This is a genomic window from Roseateles hydrophilus (assembly GCF_026712245.1).
GTDB lineage: Bacteria > Pseudomonadota > Gammaproteobacteria > Burkholderiales > Burkholderiaceae_C > Pelomonas > Pelomonas hydrophilus.
Map to the genome: position 1 here is coordinate 722200 of NZ_JAPPUY010000001.1, position 23487 is coordinate 745686.

General features: G+C 71.2%; 18 protein-coding genes. 7 read left to right on the forward strand and 11 right to left on the reverse strand.

All coding sequences use genetic code 11. The annotated features are described in order from the left end of the window. Nucleotides 1–38 precede the first annotated feature (38 nt). The 4 genes from NYO99_RS03200 to NYO99_RS03215 all read right to left on the reverse strand — a co-directional run bounded on the left by NYO99_RS03200 (nucleotide 39) and on the right by NYO99_RS03215 (nucleotide 3449). Nucleotides 39–929, reverse strand: a complete 891-nt coding sequence (locus tag NYO99_RS03200) for an SPFH domain-containing protein (RefSeq protein ID WP_268165652.1) — start codon at nucleotides 927–929, stop codon at nucleotides 39–41. Between the two features lie 121 nt (nucleotides 930–1050). After that, entirely contained in the window at nucleotides 1051–1341 is a 291-nt protein-coding gene (locus NYO99_RS03205; protein WP_268165653.1) for a late competence development ComFB family protein, read from the reverse strand. A 71-nt stretch (nucleotides 1342–1412) separates the two neighbouring features. Further along, nucleotides 1413–2513, reverse strand: coding sequence for a quinolinate synthase NadA (nadA, locus tag NYO99_RS03210; RefSeq protein WP_268165654.1), 1101 nt, complete (start codon nucleotides 2511–2513; stop codon nucleotides 1413–1415). Between the two features lie 123 nt (nucleotides 2514–2636). Further along, nucleotides 2637–3449 (reverse strand): AraC family transcriptional regulator, encoded by an 813-nt coding sequence (locus tag NYO99_RS03215; RefSeq protein ID WP_268165655.1) that lies wholly within the window; start codon nucleotides 3447–3449, stop codon nucleotides 2637–2639. Nucleotides 3450–3565: 116 nt separating this feature from the next. Here NYO99_RS03215 and NYO99_RS03220 point away from each other — a divergent pair, with 116 nt between their 5' ends. The 5 genes from NYO99_RS03220 to NYO99_RS03240 all read left to right on the forward strand — a co-directional run bounded on the left by NYO99_RS03220 (nucleotide 3566) and on the right by NYO99_RS03240 (nucleotide 8862). Beyond that, on the forward strand, nucleotides 3566–4825 hold the full coding sequence (locus NYO99_RS03220; protein ID WP_268165656.1) for an MFS transporter: 1260 nt from the start codon (nucleotides 3566–3568) through the stop codon (nucleotides 4823–4825). A 62-nt stretch (nucleotides 4826–4887) separates the two neighbouring features. Next, complete coding sequence (locus tag NYO99_RS03225; RefSeq protein WP_268165657.1) at nucleotides 4888–5988, forward strand: AI-2E family transporter; 1101 nt, start codon at nucleotides 4888–4890, stop codon at nucleotides 5986–5988. Between the two features lie 74 nt (nucleotides 5989–6062). After that, complete coding sequence (locus NYO99_RS03230; protein ID WP_268165658.1) at nucleotides 6063–7784, forward strand: thiamine pyrophosphate-binding protein; 1722 nt, start codon at nucleotides 6063–6065, stop codon at nucleotides 7782–7784. After that, on the forward strand, nucleotides 7781–8644 hold the full coding sequence (locus tag NYO99_RS03235) for a hypothetical protein (RefSeq protein ID WP_268165659.1): 864 nt from the start codon (nucleotides 7781–7783) through the stop codon (nucleotides 8642–8644). Before NYO99_RS03230 ends, NYO99_RS03235 begins: the two co-directional genes overlap by 4 nt. Further along, a complete protein-coding gene (locus NYO99_RS03240; protein ID WP_268165660.1) occupies nucleotides 8641–8862 on the forward strand; it encodes an RNA-binding S4 domain-containing protein in 222 nt (73 codons plus the stop codon). Before NYO99_RS03235 ends, NYO99_RS03240 begins: the two co-directional genes overlap by 4 nt. Nucleotides 8863–8878: 16 nt before the next feature. On the opposite strand, the gene NYO99_RS03245 is transcribed toward NYO99_RS03240, so the two are convergent. The 4 genes from NYO99_RS03245 to mfd form a co-directional block, all read right to left on the reverse strand. Beyond that, nucleotides 8879–9637, reverse strand: coding sequence for a substrate-binding periplasmic protein (locus NYO99_RS03245; protein WP_268165661.1), 759 nt, complete (start codon nucleotides 9635–9637; stop codon nucleotides 8879–8881). Beyond that, on the reverse strand, nucleotides 9634–10344 hold the full coding sequence (gene serB / locus NYO99_RS03250; protein WP_268165662.1) for a phosphoserine phosphatase SerB: 711 nt from the start codon (nucleotides 10342–10344) through the stop codon (nucleotides 9634–9636). The genes NYO99_RS03245 and serB overlap by 4 nt, the downstream gene beginning before the upstream one ends. Before the next feature lie 96 nt (nucleotides 10345–10440). Continuing rightward, nucleotides 10441–11892 carry a hypothetical protein gene (locus tag NYO99_RS03255; protein ID WP_268165663.1) on the reverse strand — a complete coding sequence of 484 codons (1452 nt, stop codon included), beginning with the start codon at nucleotides 11890–11892 and terminating at the stop codon, nucleotides 10441–10443. Next, nucleotides 11889–15356: a transcription-repair coupling factor gene (gene mfd / locus NYO99_RS03260; RefSeq protein ID WP_268165664.1), complete on the reverse strand. Its 3468-nt coding sequence runs from the start codon at nucleotides 15354–15356 to the stop codon at nucleotides 11889–11891. The genes NYO99_RS03255 and mfd overlap by 4 nt, the downstream gene beginning before the upstream one ends. A 119-nt stretch (nucleotides 15357–15475) precedes the next feature. Here mfd and NYO99_RS03265 point away from each other — a divergent pair, with 119 nt between their 5' ends. Beyond that, nucleotides 15476–17248 (forward strand): DUF885 domain-containing protein, encoded by a 1773-nt coding sequence (locus NYO99_RS03265; RefSeq protein ID WP_268165665.1) that lies wholly within the window; start codon nucleotides 15476–15478, stop codon nucleotides 17246–17248. Between the two features lie 142 nt (nucleotides 17249–17390). Beyond that, nucleotides 17391–17909 (forward strand): hypothetical protein, encoded by a 519-nt coding sequence (locus tag NYO99_RS03270; RefSeq protein WP_268165666.1) that lies wholly within the window; start codon nucleotides 17391–17393, stop codon nucleotides 17907–17909. Here the strand turns inward: NYO99_RS03270 and NYO99_RS03275 are convergent. From NYO99_RS03275 to NYO99_RS03285, 3 genes are read right to left on the reverse strand one after another with little or no spacing between them, the layout of a single operon-like run. Beyond that, a complete protein-coding gene (locus NYO99_RS03275; RefSeq protein WP_268165667.1) occupies nucleotides 17906–21013 on the reverse strand; it encodes an efflux RND transporter permease subunit in 3108 nt (1035 codons plus the stop codon). The two genes, NYO99_RS03270 and NYO99_RS03275, sit on opposite strands and share 4 nt — an antisense overlap. A gap of 12 nt (nucleotides 21014–21025) precedes the next feature. After that, complete coding sequence (locus tag NYO99_RS03280; RefSeq protein ID WP_268165668.1) at nucleotides 21026–22270, reverse strand: efflux RND transporter periplasmic adaptor subunit; 1245 nt, start codon at nucleotides 22268–22270, stop codon at nucleotides 21026–21028. A 4-nt stretch (nucleotides 22271–22274) separates the two neighbouring features. Continuing rightward, nucleotides 22275–23483 (reverse strand): TolC family protein, encoded by a 1209-nt coding sequence (locus NYO99_RS03285; RefSeq protein WP_268165669.1) that lies wholly within the window; start codon nucleotides 23481–23483, stop codon nucleotides 22275–22277. Nucleotides 23484–23487: the final 4 nt, after the last annotated feature.

The following is a 23487-nucleotide window of genomic DNA, read 5'->3' on the forward strand; positions in this document are numbered from 1 at the left end:
CATCCCGACAGCTTGCGGGCCGAGACGGGGCGAGAGGCTCATGAATACAGCGTGCCGGCGTTGACGATGGGCTGCGTGTCCTTGTCGGAGCACAGCACCACCAGCAGGTTGGACACCATGGCCGCCTTGCGCTCGTCGTCCAGCTCCACGATGTCGCGCTCCGACAGGCCGCGCAAGGCCTCTTCCACCATGCTCACCGCGCCCTGCACGATCTTCTTGCGGGCGCTGATGATGGCCTCGGCCTGCTGGCGGCGCAGCATGACCTGGGCGATCTCCTGCGCGTAGGCGAGGTGGGTGATCTTGGCGTCCAGCACGCGCACACCGGCCTCGGCGAAGCGGGCCTGCAGCTCGTGCACCAGCGCGGCCGCGACCTCGTCCTGCCCGGCACGCAACGTGGTCTCGCCGACGCTCAGGTCCTCGCCGTCGTCATAGGCGTACTGCGAGGCCAGGTGGCGCATGGCGGCTTCGGCCTGGATGCCCACATAGGCCTCGTAGTCGTCCACCTCGAACACCGCGCGGGCGCTGTCTTCCACGCGCCAGACGACGGCCACGCCGATCTCAATGGGATTGCCGCGCTTGTCGTTGACCTTGATGGTCGGCGCATTGAGGTTGCGTGCGCGCAGCGAGATGCGGCGCTTGACGGCGAAGGGGTTGGCCCAGCGCAGGCCCTCGGCGCGGTCGGTGCCGGTGTAGCGGCCGAACAGCGTCAGGATGCGGCCCTCGTTGGGCTGCTGCATGTACAGGCCCGCGAACATCAGCACGGCCGCCACGATCAGCAGCACACCGAGCAGCATCACCACCGGCTGGCCACGGCCGGCCCACAGCACCAGCGGGCCCAGCACCAGCAGCCCCAGGCCGCCCAGGATGGCGAGATAGCCACTGGTGGTGCTGGCCGCCGTCTCCTGGCGCTGCGCGTTCGTCTGAATCATCATGGCCTCCTGTAAAAGTGATATCACTTTAATTGCATTTCGAAGGCGATTGCAAGGGGCGGGCGAAAAAAAGCCCGCAGCTTGCGGGCGTGGTCGCAGAGGCTCAGCGCCAGGCGTCAGTTCAGGCGCGCGCTCGCAGCGCGGTGCGGGCCTGCACGAAGTTGAAGGCGTAGCTCACCGCATCGGCGATGGCGGTGTCGATCTCGTGGCGCTCGTGTTCGGTCAGGTAGAAGCTGAAGTCCACCTCGTGGCGGATGTAGCGCGGCGTCAGGCGGTTCAGCGCCACGCAGGCCACGTCGCACAGCAGGTCGTTGCTGGCGGCGATCTCGGGGTGGGCCTCGGCGGCGTCCATCACGGCGGCGAAGACCTCGCGCTCGTGGTGGTTGTACAGGGAGCTGAAATCGGCGGGCATGGGCGGCCTTTCTGGGTCAGGAACGATGCGCGGTTATAGCGCCGCGCGGTGGCGGCCTCCACTGTCCCAGATCAAGCCGCGCCGATGCCCGGGGTCATCCCGGAGGCCTGGGCCTTGCGGGCGGCCGTGAAGTCCAGCATGCGGTTGATGCAGCGCTGCGCCTTCACGCGGGTGGGCTCGTCCACGTGGATCTCTGGCGTGCCGCGCTCCAGGCACTGCACCAGGTTGAGCAGACCGTTCATGGCCATCCACGGGCAGTGCGCGCAGCTCTTGCAGGTGGCGCTGTTGCCGGCGGTGGGCGCCTCGATCAGCGTCTTGTGCGGCGCCAGCTGGCGCATGCGGTGCAGGATGCCGTTGTCGGTGGCCACGATGTATTCCTGCGCCGTGCCCTCGACGACGGCCTTGATGAGGGCCGACGTGGAGCCCACCACATGGGCCATGTCGACGACGCTCTTGGGAGACTCGGGGTGGACAAGAATCTGGGCGTTCGGGTGCTGCTCGCGCAGCAGCTCCAGCTCCAGCCCCTTGAACTCGTCGTGCACGATGCAGGCGCCGTTCCACATCAGCATGTCCGCGCCGGTCTGCTCCTGGATGTAGCGGCCCAGGTGCCGGTCGGGCGCCCACAGGATCTTCTGGCCCTTGGCGTGCAGGTCGGACACGATCTCCAGCGCGCAGGAGCTCGTCACCATCCAGTCGGCGCGCGCCTTCACGGCGGCGCTGGTGTTGGCGTAGACGACGACCTGCCGGTCGGGGTGCGCGTCGCAAAAACGCGCGAAGTCGTCGGCCGGGCAGCCCAGGTCCAGCGAGCAGGTGGCGTCCAGGTCGGGCATCAGCACGCGTTTCTCAGGGCTGAGGATCTTGGCCGTCTCGCCCATGAAGCGCACGCCGGCGACGACCAGCGTCTGCGCCGCGTGGTCGCGGCCGAAGCGGGCCATCTCCAGCGAGTCCGACACGATGCCGCCGGTGGCCAGCGCCAGGTCCTGCAGCGGGCCGTCCACGTAGTAGTGCGCCACCAGCACGGCGTTGTGCGCCTTCAGCAGTTCGGCAGCGCGTTCGGTGAGGGTCTGGCGCTCGGGCGCCGTCAGCGGGGCGGGCACCTTGGCCCAGGCGTGGGCGGTGGAGCAGGCGCCGGCGGCATCCTGCTTGGTGTAGTCGAACAGCTGTTGTTCCATAAGGGGCTTGGCAGGTGAGAGCAGCGCGCTGCGCCGAGCCCGCGGGGCTGGCTGCAGTCGGCGTGTGTCAGTGGGCATGATTGTCGACGCCCCGGCGATGACGGCATGGCGTCGACGTGGAATTCAGGCCTCGGCGAAGAAGCGGCTCGGCGGCATGCCCACGGTGCGCGTCACCATCGCCGTGAAGGCGCTGGCGCTGGCGTAGCCCAGCTCGGCGGCGATGTGGCTCATGGGCCGGCCGCGGGCGGCGAGCGTCAAGGCGTGGGCCAGCAGCAGTTGCGAGCGCCATTGCGCGAAGCTGGTGCCCAGTTGCTCGCGGAACAGCCGGCTCAGGGTGCGCGGGCTGTAGCCGGCGTCGGCCGCCCAGTCCTCCAGCCCGGCATGGCGACCGGGCTCGCGCAGCATGGCTTCGCACAGCGATCTCAGGCGTGCGTCCCGCGGCAGCGGCATGCCCAGCGAGAGTGCTCGGGCGCGCTGCAGCTCGTGCACCACCAGCGCCTGCAGGCCGCGGCGCCGGGCCGCGTCGTCCGCTGTCTCTGGCGGGCAGGGGTCGGCATCGATGGGCAGGGCCAGCGTCAGCTCGCGCAGCAGCGGCGACACCTCGAGAACTCGGCTTTGCAGCCACAGCGCACCGTCAAGCAGTTCGCAGCGCATGTAGAGCGTCAGCAGGTCGGCGCGCTCGATGGCCGTGACGGCATGCTCCAGGCGCGCAGGAATCCAGACCGCCCGTGACGGCGGCACGATGAAGGTGGATTGCTCGGTGTCCACCCGCACCGCGCCGCTGACCGAGAACACCAGCTGGCCCCAGTCGTGGTGGTGGGGCTGGATGTCGGTCAAGTGCGCCAGCACCCGGCGGTTCGCCCGCATCGGGCGCTCGTCACTCGGGTCGCGCCGCTCGGGTTGGTAGGAGAGTTCGCCGGCACGTGTTCGCAGCACCAGGGGCGCAGACGGGGCGCGCGGTCGGTGGAGCTCAGGCGTCATTGGCGGGAAATCGATAGAACTTGACGGGCTATCGTAACTGCGCCGCGGCGCCGCTCCCTACAGTGCCGGCCATGGATTCCTCTCTCGCGACCCCGTTGGACGCCGGTCTGCAGCGCCGCCGCGACATCGCCACCATCTCCACCATCGGCGTGGCGCATGGCAGCTCGCACTTCTTTCACATGCTGCTGCCGCCGCTGTTCCCGGCCTTCATCCAGGCCTTCGGCCTGAGCTATTCGGAGCTGGGCCTGCTGGTGACGACCTTCTTCGTCATCTCCGGCGCCGGCCAGGCGACCTCGGGCTTCATCGTCGACCGCATCGGTGCGCGGCCCGTGCTGTTCGTGGCCATGGGCTGCTTTGCGCTGGCCTCCGCGGCGGCCGGCCTGGCCCAGGGTTTTGGCGGGCTGCTGCTGGCGGCGGCGCTGGCCGGCCTGGGCAATGCGCCCTTCCACCCGGCGGACTTCACCATCCTGAACAAGCGCGTCTCCCAGCCCCGGCTGGGCCACGCGTTCTCGGTGCATGGCATCACCGGCAACCTGGGCTGGGCGCTGGCGCCGGTGTTCTCCATCGGCATCGCCCAGGCCAGCGGCAACTGGCGCTATGCCTACCTGGGCACGGCGCTGGTGGCGCTGGCCGTGCTGGCCCTGCTGTACTGGCAGCGCGACGCCATCGATGACCGCCAGGGGTCCTGGGGCCATGCCAAGGCGGCGCCCGGCACGGCGGCCGAGCACCCCATGGCCTTTCTGAAGCTGCCCTCGGTGTGGCTGTGCTTCTCGTTTTTCTTCTGGACGACGGCGGCGCTGTCCAGCATCCAGAGCTTTGCCAGCCCGGCGCTGCAGCAGATGTACGGCCTGCCGCTGGCGCTGACGGCCTATGTCGTCACCGGCTACATGCTGGCCGGCGCGGCCGGCATGGTGTGCGGCGGCTTCCTGGTGGCGCGGGCCGAGCGGCTGGAGCGCACTATCGCGCTGGCCATGGCGTTTGCCGCCGCGCTGCTGCTGCTGGTGGCGACCGGCCTGCTGCCGGGGCTGCTGGCGGCGGGCGTGGCGGCGCTTGCGGGCTTTGGCACCGGGCTGGCCGGGCCGTCGCGCGACATGCTCATCAAGCGCGCCGCGCCGCCCGGGGCCACGGGTCGCGTGTACGGCACGGTGTACTCGGGGCTGGACATCGGCTTCGCGCTGGCCGCGCCGGTGTTCGGCTGGGTGCTGGACCACGGCATGCCGCGTGGCGTGTTCGCCGGCGCAGCGGTGGCGCTGATGCTGGGTGTGGGCTCGGCCGGGCTGGTGGGGCTTGGCCTGGCGCGGCGCCGCGGGCTGGTGGTTGCCGGCAGCTGACGCCACCGCCGCACGGCGGCACGTACCATGCGCGCTCCCGCTCGATGGAGGCTGCTGCCCGCATGAAGTTCAAGCATTTCGTCACCTCGGCCACGTTCGAGAACAACGCCTTCCTGGCGCTGCTGATTGCGGTCAGCATCGCCTTCGTGTGGATCCTGCTGCCGTTCAGCGGCGCGGTCTTCTGGGGCGCGGTGATCGCCATCGTCTTCACGCCCCTGTATGCCGCCCTCGTGCGGCGCTGGCCGGGCCGGCAGACGCTGGCGGCACTGGCCACGCTGTCCGTCATCGTCGTCATGGTGCTGCTGCCCATGACGCTGCTGATGGGCACGCTGCTGAAGGAGGGCGCAGCGCTCTACCAGCGCTTGCAGTCGGGCGAGACCAACTTTGCGCGCTACTTTGAGCAGGTGCTGGCCGTCGCTCCGGCCTGGTTGCATGAGTTGCTGGAGCACTTCGGGCTGACCGACCTCGCGGCACTGCAGGAGCGCATCACCCAGGCCGTGGCGCGCGGCAGCCAGGCGATTGCGACGCAGGTCTACAGCATCGGCCAGAACGCGCTGGACCTCGTGGTGGGCTTCTTCGTCATGCTCTACCTCGCGTTCTTCCTGCTGCGCGACGGCGCGGCGCTGAGCCGGCGCATCCGCGCGGCCGTGCCGCTGGCGCCGGAGCACCGCCGCGAACTGGCGGCCAAGTTCATCACCGTCATCCGCGCCACCGTGAAGGGCAACGTCCTCGTCGCCGCCACGCAGGGCGCTTTGGGCGGGCTGGCCTTCTGGTTCCTGGGCATCAAGGGCGCGCTGCTGTGGGCGGTGCTGATGGGCTTTCTGTCGCTGCTGCCGGCCATTGGCGCGGGGCTGATCTGGCTGCCGGTGGCGATTTACTTTCTCGTCACCGGCGCCACCTGGCAGGGCGTGGCGCTGATCGCCTACGGCGTGCTTGTCATCGGCCTGGTGGATAACCTGCTGCGGCCGCTGCTGGTGGGCAAGGACACGCAGATGCCGGACTACCTGGTGCTGATCTCCACCATCGGCGGCATGGGCCTGTTTGGCATCAACGGCTTCGTCATCGGCCCGGTCATTGCGGCGATGTTCATGGTGGTCTGGGACCTGTTTGCCACGGCGCGCGAGGCCGCCGCGGCGGAAGGTGAGCGGGCGAGCGAGCGCTAGCGCCTCGGCCCAGCGCCCGGCGGGCCGCGCCGCTGGGTCGATGGCCGGCGGCGCGCGCGGGCTACAGTCTCGACATGACTAGACAAGAGACATCCCCCCGCCTGGCCGGCCACAAGCTGGTGGAGGCGCTGATCGCACAGGGCATCGACACCGTCTTCGGCGTTCCTGGTGAGAGTTACCTTGCTGTCCTCGACGGCTTCCACGAGCACCGCGACCGCATCCGCTTCGTGGCCTGCCGCCAGGAGGGTGGCGCGGCCTTCATGGCCGAGGCGCAGGGCAAGCTGACCGGCAAGCCCGGCATCTGCTTCGTCACGCGCGGCCCCGGCGCCACCAACGCCAGCATCGGCCTGCACACCGCCTTCCAGGACAGCACGCCGATGATCCTGTTCATCGGCCAGGTCGCCAGCGACCAGCGCGACCGCGAGGCCTTCCAGGAGGTCGACTACCGCCAGATGTTCGGCCCCGGCACGCTGGGCATGGCCAAGTGGGTGGGCGAATGCCACGAGGCTGAGCGCCTGCCCGAGTACGTCGCACGCGCCTTCCACACGGCCATGCAGGGCCGGCCCGGCCCCGTGGTGCTGGTGCTGCCCGAGGACATGCTGACCCGGCCGATCGCGGCGCCGGTAGTCGCCCCCGCGCGGCCCGCCGAAGCCGCCCCCACACCCGCCGCGCTGGCCGAGCTGCGCGAGCGCCTGGCGGCGGCAAAGCGGCCGCTGGTCATCGCCGGTGGCGGCGGCTGGACGCCCGCATCGACCGCGGCGCTGCAGTCGTTCGCCGAAGCCTGGCAACTGCCGGTGGGCTGCGCCTTCCGATTCCAGGACCTGTTCGACAACGCTCACCCCAACTACGCTGGCGACGTGGGCATCGGCATCAACCCGAAGCTCGCGGCGCGGGTGAAGGACGCCGACCTCATCCTCGCCATCGGCCCGCGCCTGGGCGAGATGACGACCGGCGGCTACACGCTGCTGCAGGCGCCGCGCCCGGCGCAGCAGCTCATCCACATCCATGCCGGCGCCGAGGAACTGGGCCGCGTCTACACGGCCGAGCTGCTGATCAACGCCAGCATGAGCCAGGCCGCGCCGGCGCTGGCCGCGCTGGCGCCGCCGGCCGACATCGCCTGGCGCGACTGGACGGCCGCCGCCAACGCCGACTACCGCGCCAACCTCGTGCCCACGCCGGTGGCGCCGCTGGACATGGCCGAGGTCATGCGCCTCATCGACGCCACGCTGCCCGAGGGCACGGTGTTCACCAACGGCGCCGGCAACTACAGCGGCTGGCTGCACCGCTTCCACCGCTACACGGCGCTGCACCGCTTCGGCAAGACGCAGCTGGCGCCGACCTCCGGCGCCATGGGCTACGGCGTGCCCGCTGCGGTGGCTGCCGCGCTGCTGCAGGACCAGCGCTGGGTGGTGAACATCGCTGGTGATGGCGACTTCCTGATGACCGGCCAGGAGCTGGCCACGGCCACCGGCTATGGCGCCCAGCGGCTGCTGGTCGTCGTCGTCGACAACGGCACCTACGGCACCATCCGCATGCATCAGGAGCGCGAGTATCCGGGCCGCGTGTCGGGCAGCGACCTGTACAACCCCGACTTCGCCGCGCTGGCGCAGGCCTTCGGCTGGCGGGCCGCACATATCACGCGCACCGAGGAGGTGGCCGGCGCGCTGGCCGAGGCGCTGGCCCATCCTGAGCAGCCCACGCTGCTGCACCTGAAGCTGGACGCTGACGTGTCCACCAGCCGCAGCACGCTCAGCGCCATCCGCGCGGCGGCCGAGCAGCGCCTGGCTGGCGCGTGAGCGGCGGCGCGGCGCGCGTCGGCCTCACGCTGTCGCTGCAGGACGGCAGCCGCCACGCCGTCGCCACGGCCCAGGACGTGGCCGATGCGCTGCAGGGCTGGGGGCGTGAGCCCGGCAGCCATGCCACGCTGGGCGGCGCCGGCCGCGTGCTGCAGGCCGCGGGCGACATGGGGCAGGGCTTTCAGCTGCGCCTGCTGGACGGCGCCGCCTCGCCGCTGCGCAGCGAGCGGGCCGCGCTGAGCCGGGCCGAGGTGGTGCGCCGCCTGCAGGCCTTTGTCGCGGCCCCCGACGACACCGGCTCGCGCGCCGCTTGGCGGCGCGGCCGGCGCTGGCGCAGCGAGGCCGACATCGCCGCCCGCGTGCCGCGCTCACCCTGGGCCTACTGGCGGCGCTGGCTGTTGCTGCTGCTGGCCTTGCAGCTTGTGCCGGGCGTGTTCACCGGCGTCGGGCTGTGGGAGCAGGGGCGCACCGATCGCTTCATGGACGGTGCCGTCCGCTACGAGGCCCGCGTGGTCAGCAACGAACCCGATTCCAGCCGGTCCAGCCAGCGTCGCGTGACGCTGCACCGGCTGGACGGGCAGGGCGCCTACGTGCACATCTCGCGCAAGTCGCGGCTGGCGCAGGCCCAGGTGGGCAACGCAGAAGCCATCTGGGTGGCGCGGGACGGCCGCTGGAAGACCGACTCGTCGCTGTGCCTGTACTGCGGCTATGGCATTGCTGGCATGGGCCTGTTGTTCCATGCGCTGACGCTGATGGGCCTCTTCCTCCAGGGCTGGCAGGACCGCTTCCGCCGGCCCGTGCCAGACCGCTTCGCCGCGTTGGACGCAGCCTCGCAGCGCTCAGGGACAATGCCCGCATGAGCGAATTGACCCTGGCACTGCGTGGTGACTACATCGAACTCGACAAGCTGCTGAAGGCCTGCGGCCTGGCCGACAGCGGCGGGCAGGCGCGTGCGCTGATCAGTGCCGGCGAGGTGCAGGTGGACGGCCAGGTGGAGTTGCGCAAGACCGCCAAGATGCGCGCCGGCCAGGTGGTGCGCTTCGCCGGCCAGACCGTGCGCGTCGTGCCGGCGCAGTGACGCGCTGGCAGCGGCCTCAGCGGTAGCGATCCAGGATCTGGTTCAGCCGGCCCTCGCTGCGCATCTGGCGCAGGGCCTGGTTGATGGCCTCCAGCGCCGCGGCTTCGCGGCTGGACACCGCGCAGCCCAGCTCGGTGCGGTCGAACTCCAGCACCTCGCGCAGGCCCGCGTCCGGGTGGCGCTTGATGAAGTGCTGCAGCGACAGCCGGTCCGTCAGCACATAGCGCACCCGGCCCACGGCCAGGCGGCGCAGGTTGGTGTCGGCGTCGACGACGTCCTGGCGCTTGAAGGTCTTGGGCAGCGCGGCTTCCACTTTGGGGTAGTGGTAGCCCAGCACGGTGCCGACGGGTTCACCTGCCAGGCCCGACAGGGCCGCCAGAGCCGGCGCGTCGCGTGAGGCCGCCACCACCTCGGCCGAGGTGATGAAGCGCTGCGTCCACAGCAATTGCCCCTCCAGCCATCCGGGCTGCACGTAGCAGTGCACGTCGGCCTCGCCCCGGTGCAGCGCCGAGGCCGCGCGCTTGGCCGGCAGCACTACGTACTGCAGCGGCCTGCCCAGGCCGGTGGCCAGGGTGTCGGCGATGTCCTTGAGCAGGCCGTCGACCGGCTGCGATCCCGCCATGGCCAGCAGCGGCATGGCCTGGTTGGTGGGCACCACGTAGCGCAGGGGCGCCGGTGTGCCCTGTGCCATGACGGCAGGTGCAGAGCCCGCCAACGCCAGCCCGGCCAGCCAGCGCAGGCTGGGGCGGAGCGGGGGCGGCGGCCGGTGCGTCATGCCGGCAGCAGCGTGAGCAGCCGGTCCAGGCCGCCCTCGTTGATGGCCACCATCGCGGCGGCGCGCACCTTGGGCTTGGCGTGGAAGGCCACGGACAGCCCGGCCTCGCCCATCATGGGCAGGTCGTTGCTGCCGTCGCCGATGGCCATGGCCTGGGCAGGCGTGCAGCCGATGGCGGCGCAGCACTGCAGCAGCATGCGGCGCTTCTCCTCGCCGTCGCAGATGTCGCCCCAGTCCTGCATGACGACGCGGCCGGTGAGGGCGCCGTCGGCAATCTCCAGCTCGTTGCTGCGCACGTAGTCCATGCCCAGCTCGGCCGCCACGAAGCGCGTGAAGAAGGTGAAGCCGCCCGAGACCAGCACCAGCGTCAGCCCGGCGGCCTTCAGCGCCGCGCACAGCTCGCGCGCGCCGGGGTTGAACGTCAGCCGCTCGGCCAGCACGCGCTCCAGCACGCTGGCCGGCACGCCCGCCAGCAGGGCCAGGCGGCGTTGCAGGCTGTCGCGGAAGTCGGTGATCTCGCCGCGCATCGCGGCCTCGGTGATGGCGGCGACAGCCTCGCCCTTGCCCGCGAGGGCTGCGATCTCGTCGATGCACTCGATGCTGATCAGCGTCGAGTCCATGTCGAAGGCGGCAAGCTTGAAGTGGCTGAGCGGGGGCAGGGCGAGGCCGGCTTGGACGACGAGGCCGGGGGCAGAGGCGGAGGTCACGGGAGGCGGAAGGCAGCAGGAGTTGGCTTGATTATCCCGACGCGCCCACCCCGCCACGGTTCGTGCCGCGCGAGGGGGCGCTTGCGCGGCAGCGGCTCAGTCGCGGCGCTGCTCGAAGGCCTCACGCACCGCATCGACCGCATCGAGCCGGCCCGCGGCCAACTGCTCGGGCAGCAGGGGGAAGGCCCGCTGGCGGGCGAGCAGCTCGCGCGCCGCTGGTGGGCCCTCGCGCAGCGTTGCCCAGATGAAGGGTGCCCAGTCCGGCGCGCGGCCGTCCGGTCCTCGCACCGCGCGCAGCACGTTGGGATTGCGGTCGGCCAACAGGGTCTCGAAGCGGGTTTGCGTCAGCACGAACTCGCGGCGCGACACACAGCGCTCCCGAACAACGAACGCGGGGTCGGTGAGGCAGCGGTCCAGCTGCGTGTCGCTGAGCGGCAGCCGGGCCTCGCGCAGCGCCAGCCAGCGCACGCTCTGGTCGCTGTCGCTGAGGGCCTGGGCCAGCTGAGCGGCATCAAAGCTGGCCGCGAGCTGGCTCGTCCAGCCGCGCCGCACGACGGGGTTGGGATGCGCCAGCCCTGCGGCCGCCTGGGCCGGGGTCGGGCGCGCTTCCGGCCGTCCGCGGTACCACGAAGCGAGGTTCTCGTCCTCGTGCAGCAGGCCGGCATTGATCTGCTCGGCCGGCAGCGCAATGTCGCGTCGGCGCAGCAGGCCGATGCGCACCAGCGGGGCCGGGTCGGTCAGCACGAGTGCGATCTGCTCGGCGTTGTAGCGGGGCAGCCACCAGGCCTCCATGGTCAGTCGTTCTCGCACGGCGACGGGCGCTTCGCGCAACAGGCGTGTGGCCGTCTCCGGCGGCAAGCCGCCTTCGGCTGTGCGCAACTGCGGCAGCAGGCGCAGCAGCAGCGCCTCGCGTCGCTGCGCCAGGGCCTGGTCGAGCAGGCCGGGGCTTGCCTGCTGGCGTGCGGCGGGCGCCATCAGCCGGAACGCGTGGTGCACCCGTTCGTCATCGCCTTGCGTCAGCACCTGCTGCAGGCGGGCCTCGGCATCGGGCTGCTGCAGGCGCTGAGCCAGCAACCAGCGGGTCAGCAGGTCAGCCCGGCGCTCCAGCACGGCCAGCTGCGCCGGCGTCAGCGGCAGAGCGGGCGGGGCGAGCAGCGCCCAGTCCAGCCGGTCGTCGGCAGCATCCAGCAGGCGGGACACGAGGGCGGGCGCCGGGGTGGCGAAGCGGCCGCGCAGTCCGTCGGCCAGCATCTGCCGAAGTTCTGGCTCAGGCGAGTGGGTCCACAGCGTCAGCCATTGCTCGGCGTCCAGCTGCGGGGCCGAGGCCACCAGGCGCCGCACGTCGGGCGAGGGATCCTTCAGCAGGTGCGGCAGCAGTTCGGGCGGCACCGTCCAGCGCTGCTCGAGCGCGAGCTGCAGCGCAGCGGTCCGCACGTCGGCATCGGCATGCCGCAGCGCTTGCGCCAGCTGCTGGGTGTCGCTTGGCGCCTGGGCAGCGGCCAGGCCGCTGGCGAGCAGGCCGGCCAGCAGCAGCTGGGCCGCCGTCATGCGGTCTTGACCGGCTGGCCCAGCAGCCGCAGTACCTCGCGCACGGCCTGGGCGCGGTCCTGCGGGCTGCTCAGCGCCTTCTCGATGCGCAGCTTCTCGTTGCCCACCAGCTTGATGTTGCGGTTCTTCTGCACCAGCTCGATCACGCGCATCGGGTCGATGGGCGGGTTGGGGCGGAAGTTGAGGTTGATCAGCCCCGGCGCGGCGTCGACCTTGATGACGCCATAGGGCTTGGCCAGCACGCGCAGGCGGTGCAGGTCGAACAGCGTCTGGCCCTGCGTGGGCAGCTTGCCGAAGCGGTCGGTGATCTCTTCCAGCATCGCGTCGATCTGCTCGGGCTTCTCGGCCGTGGCCAGGCGCTTGTACAGGCTCAGCCGCACCTGCACGTCGCCGCAGTAGGCGTCGGGCAGCAGGGCGGGGGCGTGCAGGTTGATCTCGGTGTTGGTGGAGAAGGCACCGGTGGGCGAGAGCAGGTCGGGCTCGCGGCCGCTCTTCAGCGCCCGCACGGCTTCGCTGAGCATGTCGTTGTAGAGCTGGAAGCCCACCTCCATCATGTTGCCGCTCTGGTTGTCGCCCAGCACCTCGCCGGCACCGCGAATCTCCAGGTCGTGCATGGCCAGGTAGAAGCCCGAGCCCAGTTCCTCCATGGCCTGGATGGCGTCCAGGCGCTGCGTGGCCTGCTTGGTGAGGCCCTGCAGGTCCGGCACCATCAGGTAGGCGTAGGCCTGGTGGTGGCTGCGGCCGACGCGGCCGCGCAGCTGGTGCAGCTGCGCCAGGCCGAACTTGTCGGCGCGGCTGATGACGATGGTGTTCGCGCTCGGCACGTCGATGCCGGTCTCGATGATGGTGGAGCACAGCAGCAGGTTGTGCTTGCCGGCCACGAACTCGCGCATCACCCGCTCCAGCTCGCGCTCGGGCATCTGGCCGTGGGCGACGACGATGCGCGCCTCCGGCAGCAGCTCCTCGAGCTTCTGCCGGCGGTTCTCGATAGTCTCGACCTCGTTGTGCAGGAAGTAGACCTGGCCACCGCGCTTCAATTCGCGCAGCACCGCCTCGCGGATGGTGCCGCTGCTCTCGGCGCGCACGAAGGTCTTGATGGCCAGGCGCCGCTGCGGCGCGGTGGCGATCACCGACAGGTCGCGCAGGCCTTCCAGCGCCATGCCGAGCGTGCGCGGGATGGGCGTGGCGGTCAGCGTCAGCACATCCACCTCGGCGCGCATGGCCTTCATCGCCTCCTTGTGGCGCACGCCGAAGCGGTGTTCCTCGTCGATGACCAGCAGCCCCAGCCGGTTGAACTTCACCTCGGCGGACAGCAGCTTGTGCGTGCCGACGACGATGTCGATGCTGCCGTCGGCGATGCCTTCCATCGCTGCCTTGATCTCCTTGGCCGAGCGGAAGCGGCTCATCTCCGCCACCTTCACCGGCCAGGCGCCGAAGCGGTCGGCGATGTTCTGGTAGTGCTGCTCGGCCAGCAGCGTCGTCGGCGCCAGGATGGCGACCTGCTTGCCGCCCATGACGGCCACAAACGCTGCGCGCAGGGCGACTTCGGTCTTGCCGAAGCCCACGTCGCCGCAGACCAGGCGGTCCATCGGCTTCGGGCTGATCATGTCCTGGATGACCGCGTGGATGGCGGCGCGCTGGTCGGGCGTTTCCTCGAAGCCGAAGCTCGCGGCGAAGGCTTCGTAGTCGTGGCCGGAGTAGCGGAAGGCGTGGCCTTCGCGGGCGGCACGGCGGGCGTAGAGGTTGAGCAGCTCGGCCGCGGTGTCGCGCACCTGTTCGGCGGCCTTGCGCTTGGCCTTTTCCCACTGGCCGGAGCCCAGCTTGTGCAGCGGCGCTTCCTCGGGGCTCACGCCGGTGTAGCGGCCGATCAGGTGCAGCTGCGCCACCGGCACGTACAGCGTTGCCTTGTCGGCGTACTCCAGGTGCAGAAACTCGCTCTTCTGCCCGTCGCCGAGGTCGATGTTGACCAGGCCCTGGTAGCGCCCGATGCCGTGGTTGATGTGCACGACGGGGTCGCCCACCTTGAGCTCGGACAGGTCCTTGATCAGCGCGTTGACGTCGCTGACCTGCTCCTGCTTGCGGCGCCGGCGCGTGGTGGGCGTCGTCGCGAACAGCTCGGTCTCGGTGATGAGCTGGACGGGCCGTTGTTCGTCAACCCAGAAGAAGCCCGACGCCAGCGGCGCCGCTGTGATGGCGTACTTCTCGTCGCTGGCAGCGAACTCGGCCAGGTCCTTCACCGAGGGCGGGTCGATCTTGTGGTCGCGCAGCTGCTCCAGCAGGCTTTCGCGGCGGCCTTCGCTTTCGGCCACCAGCAGCACGCGGTGCGGCGTGCTCTTCAGGTGCGCCTCCAGCCGCGCCATCGGCTCCTGCGTGCCGCGCTCCACGCTGACGTCGGGCAACGGGCGCGCGAAGTCGACGGGCTCGGCGCCGCGCACCGACAGCACCGCGTGCGGCTTGGTCAGGCCGAAGAAGTCCTCGGCCGTCAGGAAGATCTCGGCCGGCGCCAGGATGGGCCGTTCGGGGTCGTGCTGCAGGAAGCGGTGGCGCTCCCTGGTGTCGGTCCAGAAGCGCTGGATGGCCTCGTCCACCTCGCCGTGCAGCGCGAGGCCGGCTTCGGCCCCGAGGTAGTCGAACACGGAGGCCGTCTGTTCAAAAAAGATCGGCAGGTAGTACTCGATGCCGCCCGAGGCCACGCCCTCGCCGATGTCGCGATAGAGGCGCGACTTGGTCGGGTCGCCCTCCATCTTCTCGCGCCAGCGGTTGCGGAAGGCCTTGCGCGCCGCCTCGTCCATCGGGAACTCGCGGCCGGGCAGCAGGCGCACATCGGGCACCGGATAGAGGCTGCGCTGGCTGTCGGGGTCGAACACGCGGATGGAATCCACCTCGTCGCCGAACAGGTCCACCCGATACGGCACGGCCGAGCCCATCGGGAACAGGTCAATCAGGCCGCCGCGCACCGCGTACTCGCCCGGCTGCACGACCTGGCTGACGTTGGTGTAGCCGGCGAGCGTCAGCTGTGCGCGCAGCGAGGCCTCGTCGAGCCGCTGCTTCTGCTTGAAATTGAAGGTCGTCGCGGCCAGGAAGCTGGGCGGCGCCAGGCGCACCAGCGCGGTGGAGGCTGGCATCAGCACGACGTCGATGGACTTCGTTTTCTTCGCCTGCAGCAGCTCCCACAGCGTGGCCAGGCGCTCGGAGATCAGGTCCTGGTGGGGGCTGAAGCTGTCGTAGGGCAGGGTCTCCCAGTCCGGGAACACGGCCACCTTGAGCTCGGGCGCGAAGAACTTGAGCTCGTCCTCCAGCCGCTGCGTGTCGCCCGGCTCGGCCGTGAAGATGGCGGCCAGCCGGCCGGCGGCCTGTTGCTGCTGCACGAAGCGGGCGAGCAGCAGCGCGTCGGCCGAGCCCAGCGGGCGGGGATGGGTGAACTTCTTGCCGGGCTGAACAGCCGGCAGCGAGGGCAGAGTCATGCGGACCTACAAACGACAACAGCCCCGATGCGGGGCGTGACGGGATTCTACGGAGGGCATGTCTTTGGTCGGGGGTCTGGGGGCATGGCAGCATGCCGCCCGTTCCTACCGGAGATTTCATGCAACGTCGTCATGCCCTGAGCCTGCTGGCCACCAGCCTTGCCCTCAGCCTTCCCGCTCACGCCACCCCCACCGAGAGCCAGCGCTTCCACCAATGGCTGGACGCCCAGTGGGAGCAGACCCTCCAGCAGCAGCCCGTGCTCGCCACCTCGCTGGGCGACCCGCGCTACAACGACCAGCTGCCCGACACGACGACTGCCGCCTACCGCGCCCAGGCCCGGCGCGAGATGCAGCAGCAGCTCAAGGCGCTGGCCGGCTTTGACAAGGCCAAGCTGGCGCCCAAGGACCGCGTGTCCTACAGCATGCTCAAGCTGGACCTGCAACATGCCCTGGCGGGTGAGCGCTTCCCGGAGTGGATGCAGCCCATCAGCCAGATCGGCGGCCTGCCCAGCTTTCTGGCGCAGCTGGGCACGGGCCAGTCCATCCAGCCGTTCAAGACGGTCAAGGACTACGACGACTGGCTGAGCCGCTTGAGCAAGGCCGTGCCGCAGTTCGACGGCACCATCGCCAACATGCGTGCCGGCGTGAAGGCGGGCGTGACCCAGCCCCGCGCCGTGGTGGACAAGGTGCTGCCGCAGCTGCAGGCGCTCGCCGTCAGCGAGCCCGAGCAGAGCCTGTTCTGGGGCCCGGTCAAGGACTTCCCCGAGGCCGTGCCGGCTGCCGAGCGCGAGCGCATCACCGCCGCCCTGCGCCAGCTGCTGGCCACGCAGGTGCTGCCGGCCTATGGCCGCCTGCTGGCCTACGTGCGTGACGAGTACGCACCCAAGGCGCGCAAGAGCACGGCCTGGTCTGCCCTGCCGGACGGCAAGGCCTGGTACGCCCATCGCGTGCGCCAGTCCACCACCGTGGCACTGTCGCCCGACGAGATCCACGCCATCGGCCTGAAGGAAGTGGCGCGCATCCTGGGCGAGATGGACGCCGTGCGCCGGCAGGTGGGCTTCGCTGGCGATCTCAAGGCCTTCTTCAAGCACCTCAACGAAGACCCGAAGTACTACTTCACCAAGCCGGAAGACCTGCTCAACGGCTACCGCGACCTGCAGAAGAAGATCAACGCGCTGACGCCCAAGCTGTTCGACATCCAGCCCCGGGCGGACTACGAGGTGCGCGAGGTCGAGGCCTTCCGCGCCGAGAGCGCGGCCGGCGCGTCCTACCAGGACCCATCGGCCGACGGCTCGCGCCCGGGCGTGTTCTATGTGAACACCTTCAACCTGAAGGCCCAGCCCATCTTCGGCATGGAGACGCTGTCGCTGCACGAGGCGTCGCCGGGCCACCACTTCCAGATCGCCATCGCGCAGGAAGACCAGCAGCTGCCGGCCTTCCGCCGCTTCGGCAGCAACTACACCGCCTACGTGGAAGGCTGGGCGCTGTACGCCGAGAGCCTGGGCAAGGAGCTGGGCCTGTTCACCGACCCCTACCAGTGGTACGGCCGCCTCAGTGACGAGCAGCTGCGCGCGATGCGCCTGGTGGTGGACACCGGCCTGCACCACAAGGGCTGGTCGCGTGAAAAGGCCATCCAGTACATGCTGGACAACTCGTCCATGGCCGAGAGCGATGTCGTTTCCGAGGTCGAGCGCTACATCGTCTGGCCCGGCCAGGCGCTGGGCTACAAGATCGGCCAGCTGGAGATCACCAAGCTGCGCGCCGATGCCGAGAAGGCGCTGGGCGCGAAGTTCGACATCAAGGGCTTCCACCGCGTCGTGCTGACGGCCGGCCAGGTGCCGCTGCCGGTGCTGCGGGAACTGGTGATGGACTGGGTCAAGACGCGCCGTTGAGCGCTGCAGCGGCGGCCTGCGGGCCGCCGCCTGTCTTGCCGGGATGCAGCCTGTGCCTCTGGCGGTGCGCTGCATCGCGCGGGGCTCGCAGGCGCCGCCGGGGGCTCGGTAGGCTGTGCCCCATCACTGCGACGGAGACCCCATGAACCCCTACCTGCCACGCGCTGCCGCCTGCCTGCTGGCCGCCGGCCTGATGTCCGCCCCAGCGTGGGCAGCCGACGAGCCCAAGGGCTTTCGCATCGGCCTGGAGGGCCGCGAACAGGCCTCGCTGGCTGACGTGGGCCTGCCTGGCTACCCGGGCGCGCGGCCCTACAGCGAGAGCCAGGGCGACAAGTCGGCCGTCACGCTGGGCGCCTGGGCCGGCGCCTTCGGGCTGCGGCTGAACGTCATGAAGTTCCAGGTGGCCGACACGCCGGAGCGTGTTGCCGCCTTCTACGCCAAGGCCCTGGCCCAGCACGGCCAGGTGCTGGACTGCCGGGAGCCGGCAGCGCGCGTCAAGCCTCCCAAGGACTCGGACAAGCTCCACTGCGACGGCGGCCTGCCGCCGGCCGGCGAGTACGAGTACCGCGTCGGCACGGGCAAGCAGTTCCGCGTCGTGCACGTGAAGCCGCTGGGCGACGGCGCGCGCTTCGACATCGCGCGCATCGCCTTCGGCAACTAGCCGGCCCGCCGGTGCGCCCAGCGGTACAGCAGCGGCAGCACCAGCAGCGTCAGCGCGGTGGACGACAGGATGCCGCCGATGACGACGGTGGCCAGCGGCCGCTGCACCTCGGCGCCGGTGCCGGTGGCCAGTGCCATGGGCACGAAGCCCAGCGAGGCCACCAGCGCCGTCATCAGCACCGGCCGCAGCCGTGACACCGCACCCTCGCGCACAGCCTGGTCAAGCGGCGTGCCGCCGTCGCGCAGCGCGCGGATGAAGCTCAGCATCACCAGCCCGTTCAGCACCGCCACGCCCGACAGCGCGATGAAGCCCACGCCGGCCGAGATGGACAGCGGGATGCCGCGCAGCCACAGCGCGGCGATGCCGCCGGTCAGCGCGAACGGCACGCCGGTGAACACCAGCAAGCCGTCGCGCACATTGCCGAACATCGCGAACAGCAGCAGCGCCACCAGCCCCAGCGCCACCGGCACCACCAGCTGCAGCCGCGCGCTGGCGGACTGCAGCTGCTCGAAGCTGCCGCCCCACTGCGTCCAGTAGCCGGCCGGCACCTTGACGCGCTGCGCCAGCGCGGCCTGGGCGTCGGCCACGAAGGAGCCGACATCGCGCCCGCGCACATTGGCCGTCACGACGACGCGGCGCTTGCCGTTCTCGCGGCTGACCTGGTTGACGCCGGGCTGCAGCTCGAAGCTCGCCACCTCGCCCAGCGGCACATGGCCGCCCGACGGCAGGCGCAGCGGCAGGCGCTGCAGCGCGTCCAGGTCACTGCGCAGGCGCTCGGGCAGGCGCACCAGCAGGTCGGCGCGCCGGTCGCCCTGGAACACCGCGCCGGCCTCGCGGCCCGCGACGGCAATGGCCACCGTGTCCTGCACCTCGGCCAAGCTCAGGCCCAGCCGCGCGAGGCGGCTGCGGTCGATGCTCAGCGTCAGCACAGGCAGGCCACTGGTCTGCTCCACCTTCACGTCCGACGCGCCGGTCACGCCCTGCAGCACCTGGGCGATCTGCGCTGCCGTGGCCTCCATCACGGCCATGTCGTCACCGAACACCTTCACGGCGACGTCGGCCCGCACGCCCGAGATCAGCTCGTTGAAGCGCATCTGGATGGGCTGCGTGAACTCGTAGTTGTTGCCTGGCAGGCGTGCCGCCAGCGCCTGCAGGTCGGCCAGCACGGCCGCGCTGCTGCGGCCGGGGTCAGGCCACTCGCTGCGCGGCTTGAAGATGACGTAGGTATCGGCCACGTTGGGCGGCATGGGGTCGGTGGCCACCTCGGCGGTGCCGATCTTGGAGAACACCCGCGCCACCTCGGGCGCCTCGCCCAGCGTGCGCTCCAGCTCGCGCTGCATCTGCACCGCCTGGCCCAGCGCCGTGCCGGGGATGCGCATCGCATGCAGCGCCACGTCGCCCTCGTCCAGGCTGGGCACGAACTCGCTGCCCATGCGGGTGGCCATCAGCGCACTCAGACACACGGCGACAGCGGCGATGGCCAGCGCTACGGCGGGGTTGGCCAGCGTCCAGCCCAGCAGCGGCGTGTAGGCGCGTCGCGCCCAGGCCATCAGCCGGTTGTCGCGTTCTTCGACGCGGCCCGTCACCAGCATCGCCACGGCGGCCGGCACGAAGCTGATGGACAGCAACATGGCACCGGCCAGCGCGATGACCACCGTCAGCGCCATCGGGTGGAACATCTTGCCCTCCACCCCGCCGAGCGCGAAGAGGGGCAGGTAGACCACCATGATGATGAGCTGGCCGTACAGCAGCGGCCGGCGCGCCTCGCGGGCGGCGGCAAACACCTCGGCAAAGCGCTCGTCACGCGTCAGCAGCCGGCCGGCCGCAGCCTGCGCATGGCCCAGCCGGCGCAGGCAGTTCTCGACGATGACGACCGCGCCGTCGACGATGAGGCCGAAGTCCAGCGCCCCCAGGCTCATCAGGTTGGCGCTGAGCTTGCCGGCCACCATGCCGCTGAAGGTGAACAGCATGGACAGCGGGATCACCGCCGCCGTGATCAGCGCCGCGCGCAGGTTGCCCAGGAACACGAACAGCACCACGATGACCAGCAGTGCGCCCTCCAGCAGGTTGTTGCGCACGGTGCGGATGGCCTTGTCGATCAGCGTCGTGCGTTCGTACACCGGTTGCGCCACCACGCCCTCGGGCAGGCTGCGGTTGATCTCGGCCAGCCGCTGCGAGACGGCCAGCGACACCTCGCGGCTGTTCTCGCCCATCAGCATGAACACCGTGCCCAGCACCACCTCTTCGCCGTTCTCGGTGGCGGCGCCGGTGCGCAGTTCCTGGCCGGGGCCCACGTCGGCCACGTCGCGCACGCGCACCGGCACGCCCTGCACGGTGGCGATGACGATGTCGGCAATCTCGGCCTCGGTGCGCAGCTGGCCCGGCGCGCGGATCAGCACCTGCTCGCCGCGGCGCTCGATGTAGCCCGCGCCCACATTGGCGTTGTTGCGTTCCAGCGCCTGCACCATGTCGGCCAGCGTCAGGCCGCGCGCAGCCAGCCGGTCCGGCCAGGGCGCCACCTGCACCTCGCGCGTGAAACCGCCGATGGTGTTGATCTCGGTCACGCCCTTCACCGTGCGCAGCTGCGGCTTCACGACCCAGTCCTGGATCTCGCGCAGGTCGGTCGGCGTGTAGGGCGAGCCATCGGGCTTGAGCGCACCGGGCCGCGCCTCCACCGTCCACATCGTGATCTCGCCCAGGCCCGTGGAAATGGGCCCCAGCGTCGGCGTCAGGCCCGCCGGCAGGCTGGCGCGGGCCTGCTGCAGGCGCTCGCCCACCAGCTGGCGGGCGAAGTAGATGTCAGTGCCGTCCTCGAACACGACGGTCACCTGCGACAGCCCGTAGCGTGACAGCGAGCGCGTCTGCGCCAGCCGGGGCAGGCCAGCCATGGCCGTCTCGATGGCGTAGGTCACGCGCTGCTCGGCCTCCAGTGGCGAGTAGCCCGGCGCCTCGGTGTTGACCTGCACCTGCACGTTGGTGATGTCGGGTACCGCGTCGATGGGCAGGCGCTGGTAGGCGGCCAGGCCCGCCAGCGCCATGGCCAGCACGCCCAGCAGCACCAGCACGTGCTGCGTGATGGCGAATCGGATGAATCGTTCAAACATCGTGGGTGCTCCTCAGTGCTCGTGGCCGGCTTCGCCCTTGCCGAGCTCGGCCTTCACGACGAAGCTGTTCTTCGCGGCCACGCGCTCGCCGCCCGACAGGCCTTGCAGGATTTCCACCTGCCGGCCGTCGGCGCGGCCGGTCTGCACCGGCACGGCCTCGAACTGCTGGCCGCGTCGCACGAACACCACCGTGCGGCCGTCCAGCGTCTGCAGCGCGTCGGCCGGCACGGCCACCGCCACGGCGGCGGCGTCCTGGCTCAGCGCCACGCTGACGGGCAGGCCCGGTCGCCACAGTCCCTGCGGGTTGGGCAGCAGCACGCGCGCGGTCGCGCTGCGGCTTTGCTCGCCCACCAGCGCGCCCACGTGTGTGAGGCGGCCCTGGCCCTCGGCCTCGAAGGCGGTGGACGTCACGCGGGCCTGCGCGCCGGTCTGTAAGCGGGCCAGGTCCTGCGCGGGCACGGCCAACGTCACCCACACACTGCTCAGGTCGGCCAGCTGGAAGATGGCCGCGTCGTCCGGCAGTGCCTCGCCGGCGCTGATCTTCTTGTCCACGATCACGCCCGCGATCGGCGCGCGCACCTCCAGTCGGGCCAGGCCTTGCGTGCCGGCCGTGGCGGTGGCGCCCAGCGCGGCGAGCTTCTGCCGCAGGGCCTCGACGCCGATCTCGGCCTCCTGCAGCGCCTGGCGCGCGGCCAGGTAGTCCTGCTCGGCCGAGATCTTGTCCCGCCACAGCTGGTGTTCGCGCTCGTGCGTCTGGCGGGCCAGCGCGAGGCGCTTCTCAGCCGCCAGCAGCTCGGCGCGCTGCTCAGCCAGCGCCGGGCTGACGATGACGGCCAGCAGCTGGCCGCGCTGCACGCGGTCGCCCGCGTTGGCGTGCACGGCTTGCACGGCGCCGGCCAGCCGCGGCGTGACGACGACGCTGCGGTCCTGGTTCAGCGCCACCTCGCCCATCAGGCTCAGCGTGCCGGCGACGCGTGCAGGCCCGGCCGTGGCGAGCTGCACGCCGTTATGGCGCAGCTGTTCATCGGTGATGCGGGCCTGCGCATGCGCGCCGGCCTCGGCCGCGCTGGCGGCCGGCCCAGCGGCGCTGGCCGCGGCCTGGGGGGCCTTCGGTGCGGTGGGCGGGGTCTCGGCATGGCCGTGGTCGTCATGCGCGTCGTGGCTGTGGCCGTCGCCTTCGCGGTGCAGGATGGCGGTGCCGGCCAGCAGGCCCAGCGCCAGCACGGCGGCCAGGGCCAGTGCAGTCTTCTTGTTCATGGGGTCAGTCCTTGTCTTGGGTGTTGCGGCCGAGCAGACGGTCCAGCTCGGCGGCGGCGCGGTGGGCGTCGGCGACGTGCTGCAGCTGCTGGCGTTGCAGCTGGAACAGGCTGCGCTGGGCATCCAGCACGTCCAGGAAGGCGAACTTGCCGAGCTCGTAGCCCCGCAGCGCCGTGTCGTGCGCAGCCTGCGCGGCGGCCAGGGCCTCGCCGGCCAGCAGCAGCGCCTGCTCGCGGCTGGCGCGCAGGCGCTCCGCCGCGGCGGCCACGTCCACCTGCAGCTTCAGCGTCGCGGCGTGCACCGCCTCGCGCGCCTGGTCCTCGCGGCGCAGGGCTTCCAGCAGGCCACCCTGGTTGCGGTCGGCCAGCGGCAGCGGCAGCGTCAGGCCGATGACGGCCTGGGTGCGGCCGAGCTCGGCGTCGCGCTTGGCGCCCAGCGTCAGCGTCACATCGGGCACGCGCCGGGCGCGTTCGCCGGCGGTCAGCGCCTGGCGGCGGGCGATGTCCAGCTGCGCCAGGCGCAGCGCGGGCGCGTCGGCCTGCCAGGCCAGCAGCTGCCCGGCATCGGGCAGGGCGGGCAGCGTGGCGGCGTCACCCTCGGCGTGGGGCACGGCCTGCGGGCCCTGCGCCCACAGGGCCGCCAGCCGCGCGCGAGCCTGCAGCGTGGCGCTCTGCGCCTGGGCCAGCTCGGCACGCGCCTGGGCCTCGGCGACGCGGGCCTTGGCGGCCTCCAGCGGTGGCACCTTGCCGGCCTGCAGCCGCAGCGCCGCCGCCGCGCTGGCCTGGGCCGCCAGCGTGACGGCCGAGGCGGCGAGCCGCTGCTGGGCCTCGGCGCCCAGCAATTCAAAGAACGCGGCGGCCACGCCGGCGCGCAGCTCGGCCTGCTTGGCCAGCAGCGCCACGGCGGCCTGCTCGCGGGCCTGGGCGGCAACGGCCATGCGGGCGGCGCGCTTACCGCCCAGCTCCAGCGCCTGGCTGAGCTGCACGGTGCTGCTGCGTGTGGCGGCACGGGTGTCCTCCAGCAACAGGCCCAGCTCGGGGTTGGGGCGCGCGCCGGCCTGCAGTTCGGCACCTTGCAGCGCCTGCAGCTCCAGCCGCGCCTGGGCCAGTTCAGGGTTGTGGGTCAGGGCCAGGGCTTGCGCCTCGGCCAGCGTGAGGGCGTGGGACACGCCGGGGGCCAGCGCCAACAGCAGCGCCGGGAACAGGGATCGCATCGAA

Bases quoted from the DNA above. Each gene is read 5' to 3' on its own strand.
- NYO99_RS03200 (WP_268165652.1), bottom strand. From the start codon at position 929: ATGATTCAGACGAACGCGCAGCGCCAGGAGACGGCGGCCAGCACCACC.
- NYO99_RS03205 (WP_268165653.1), bottom strand. From the start codon at position 1,341: ATGCCCGCCGATTTCAGCTCCCTGTACAACCACCACGAGCGCGAGGTC.
- nadA (WP_268165654.1), bottom strand. From the start codon at position 2,513: ATGGAACAACAGCTGTTCGACTACACCAAGCAGGATGCCGCCGGCGCC.
- NYO99_RS03220 (WP_268165656.1), top strand. From the start codon at position 3,566: ATGGATTCCTCTCTCGCGACCCCGTTGGACGCCGGTCTGCAGCGCCGC.
- NYO99_RS03225 (WP_268165657.1), top strand. From the start codon at position 4,888: ATGAAGTTCAAGCATTTCGTCACCTCGGCCACGTTCGAGAACAACGCC.
- NYO99_RS03230 (WP_268165658.1), top strand. From the start codon at position 6,063: ATGACTAGACAAGAGACATCCCCCCGCCTGGCCGGCCACAAGCTGGTG.
- NYO99_RS03240 (WP_268165660.1), top strand. From the start codon at position 8,641: ATGAGCGAATTGACCCTGGCACTGCGTGGTGACTACATCGAACTCGAC.
- NYO99_RS03245 (WP_268165661.1), bottom strand. From the start codon at position 9,637: ATGACGCACCGGCCGCCGCCCCCGCTCCGCCCCAGCCTGCGCTGGCTG.
- NYO99_RS03255 (WP_268165663.1), bottom strand. From the start codon at position 11,892: ATGACGGCGGCCCAGCTGCTGCTGGCCGGCCTGCTCGCCAGCGGCCTG.
- mfd (WP_268165664.1), bottom strand. From the start codon at position 15,356: ATGACTCTGCCCTCGCTGCCGGCTGTTCAGCCCGGCAAGAAGTTCACC.
- NYO99_RS03265 (WP_268165665.1), top strand. From the start codon at position 15,476: ATGCAACGTCGTCATGCCCTGAGCCTGCTGGCCACCAGCCTTGCCCTC.
- NYO99_RS03270 (WP_268165666.1), top strand. From the start codon at position 17,391: ATGAACCCCTACCTGCCACGCGCTGCCGCCTGCCTGCTGGCCGCCGGC.
- NYO99_RS03275 (WP_268165667.1), bottom strand. From the start codon at position 21,013: ATGTTTGAACGATTCATCCGATTCGCCATCACGCAGCACGTGCTGGTG.
- NYO99_RS03280 (WP_268165668.1), bottom strand. From the start codon at position 22,270: ATGAACAAGAAGACTGCACTGGCCCTGGCCGCCGTGCTGGCGCTGGGC.
- NYO99_RS03285 (WP_268165669.1), bottom strand. From the start codon at position 23,483: ATGCGATCCCTGTTCCCGGCGCTGCTGTTGGCGCTGGCCCCCGGCGTG.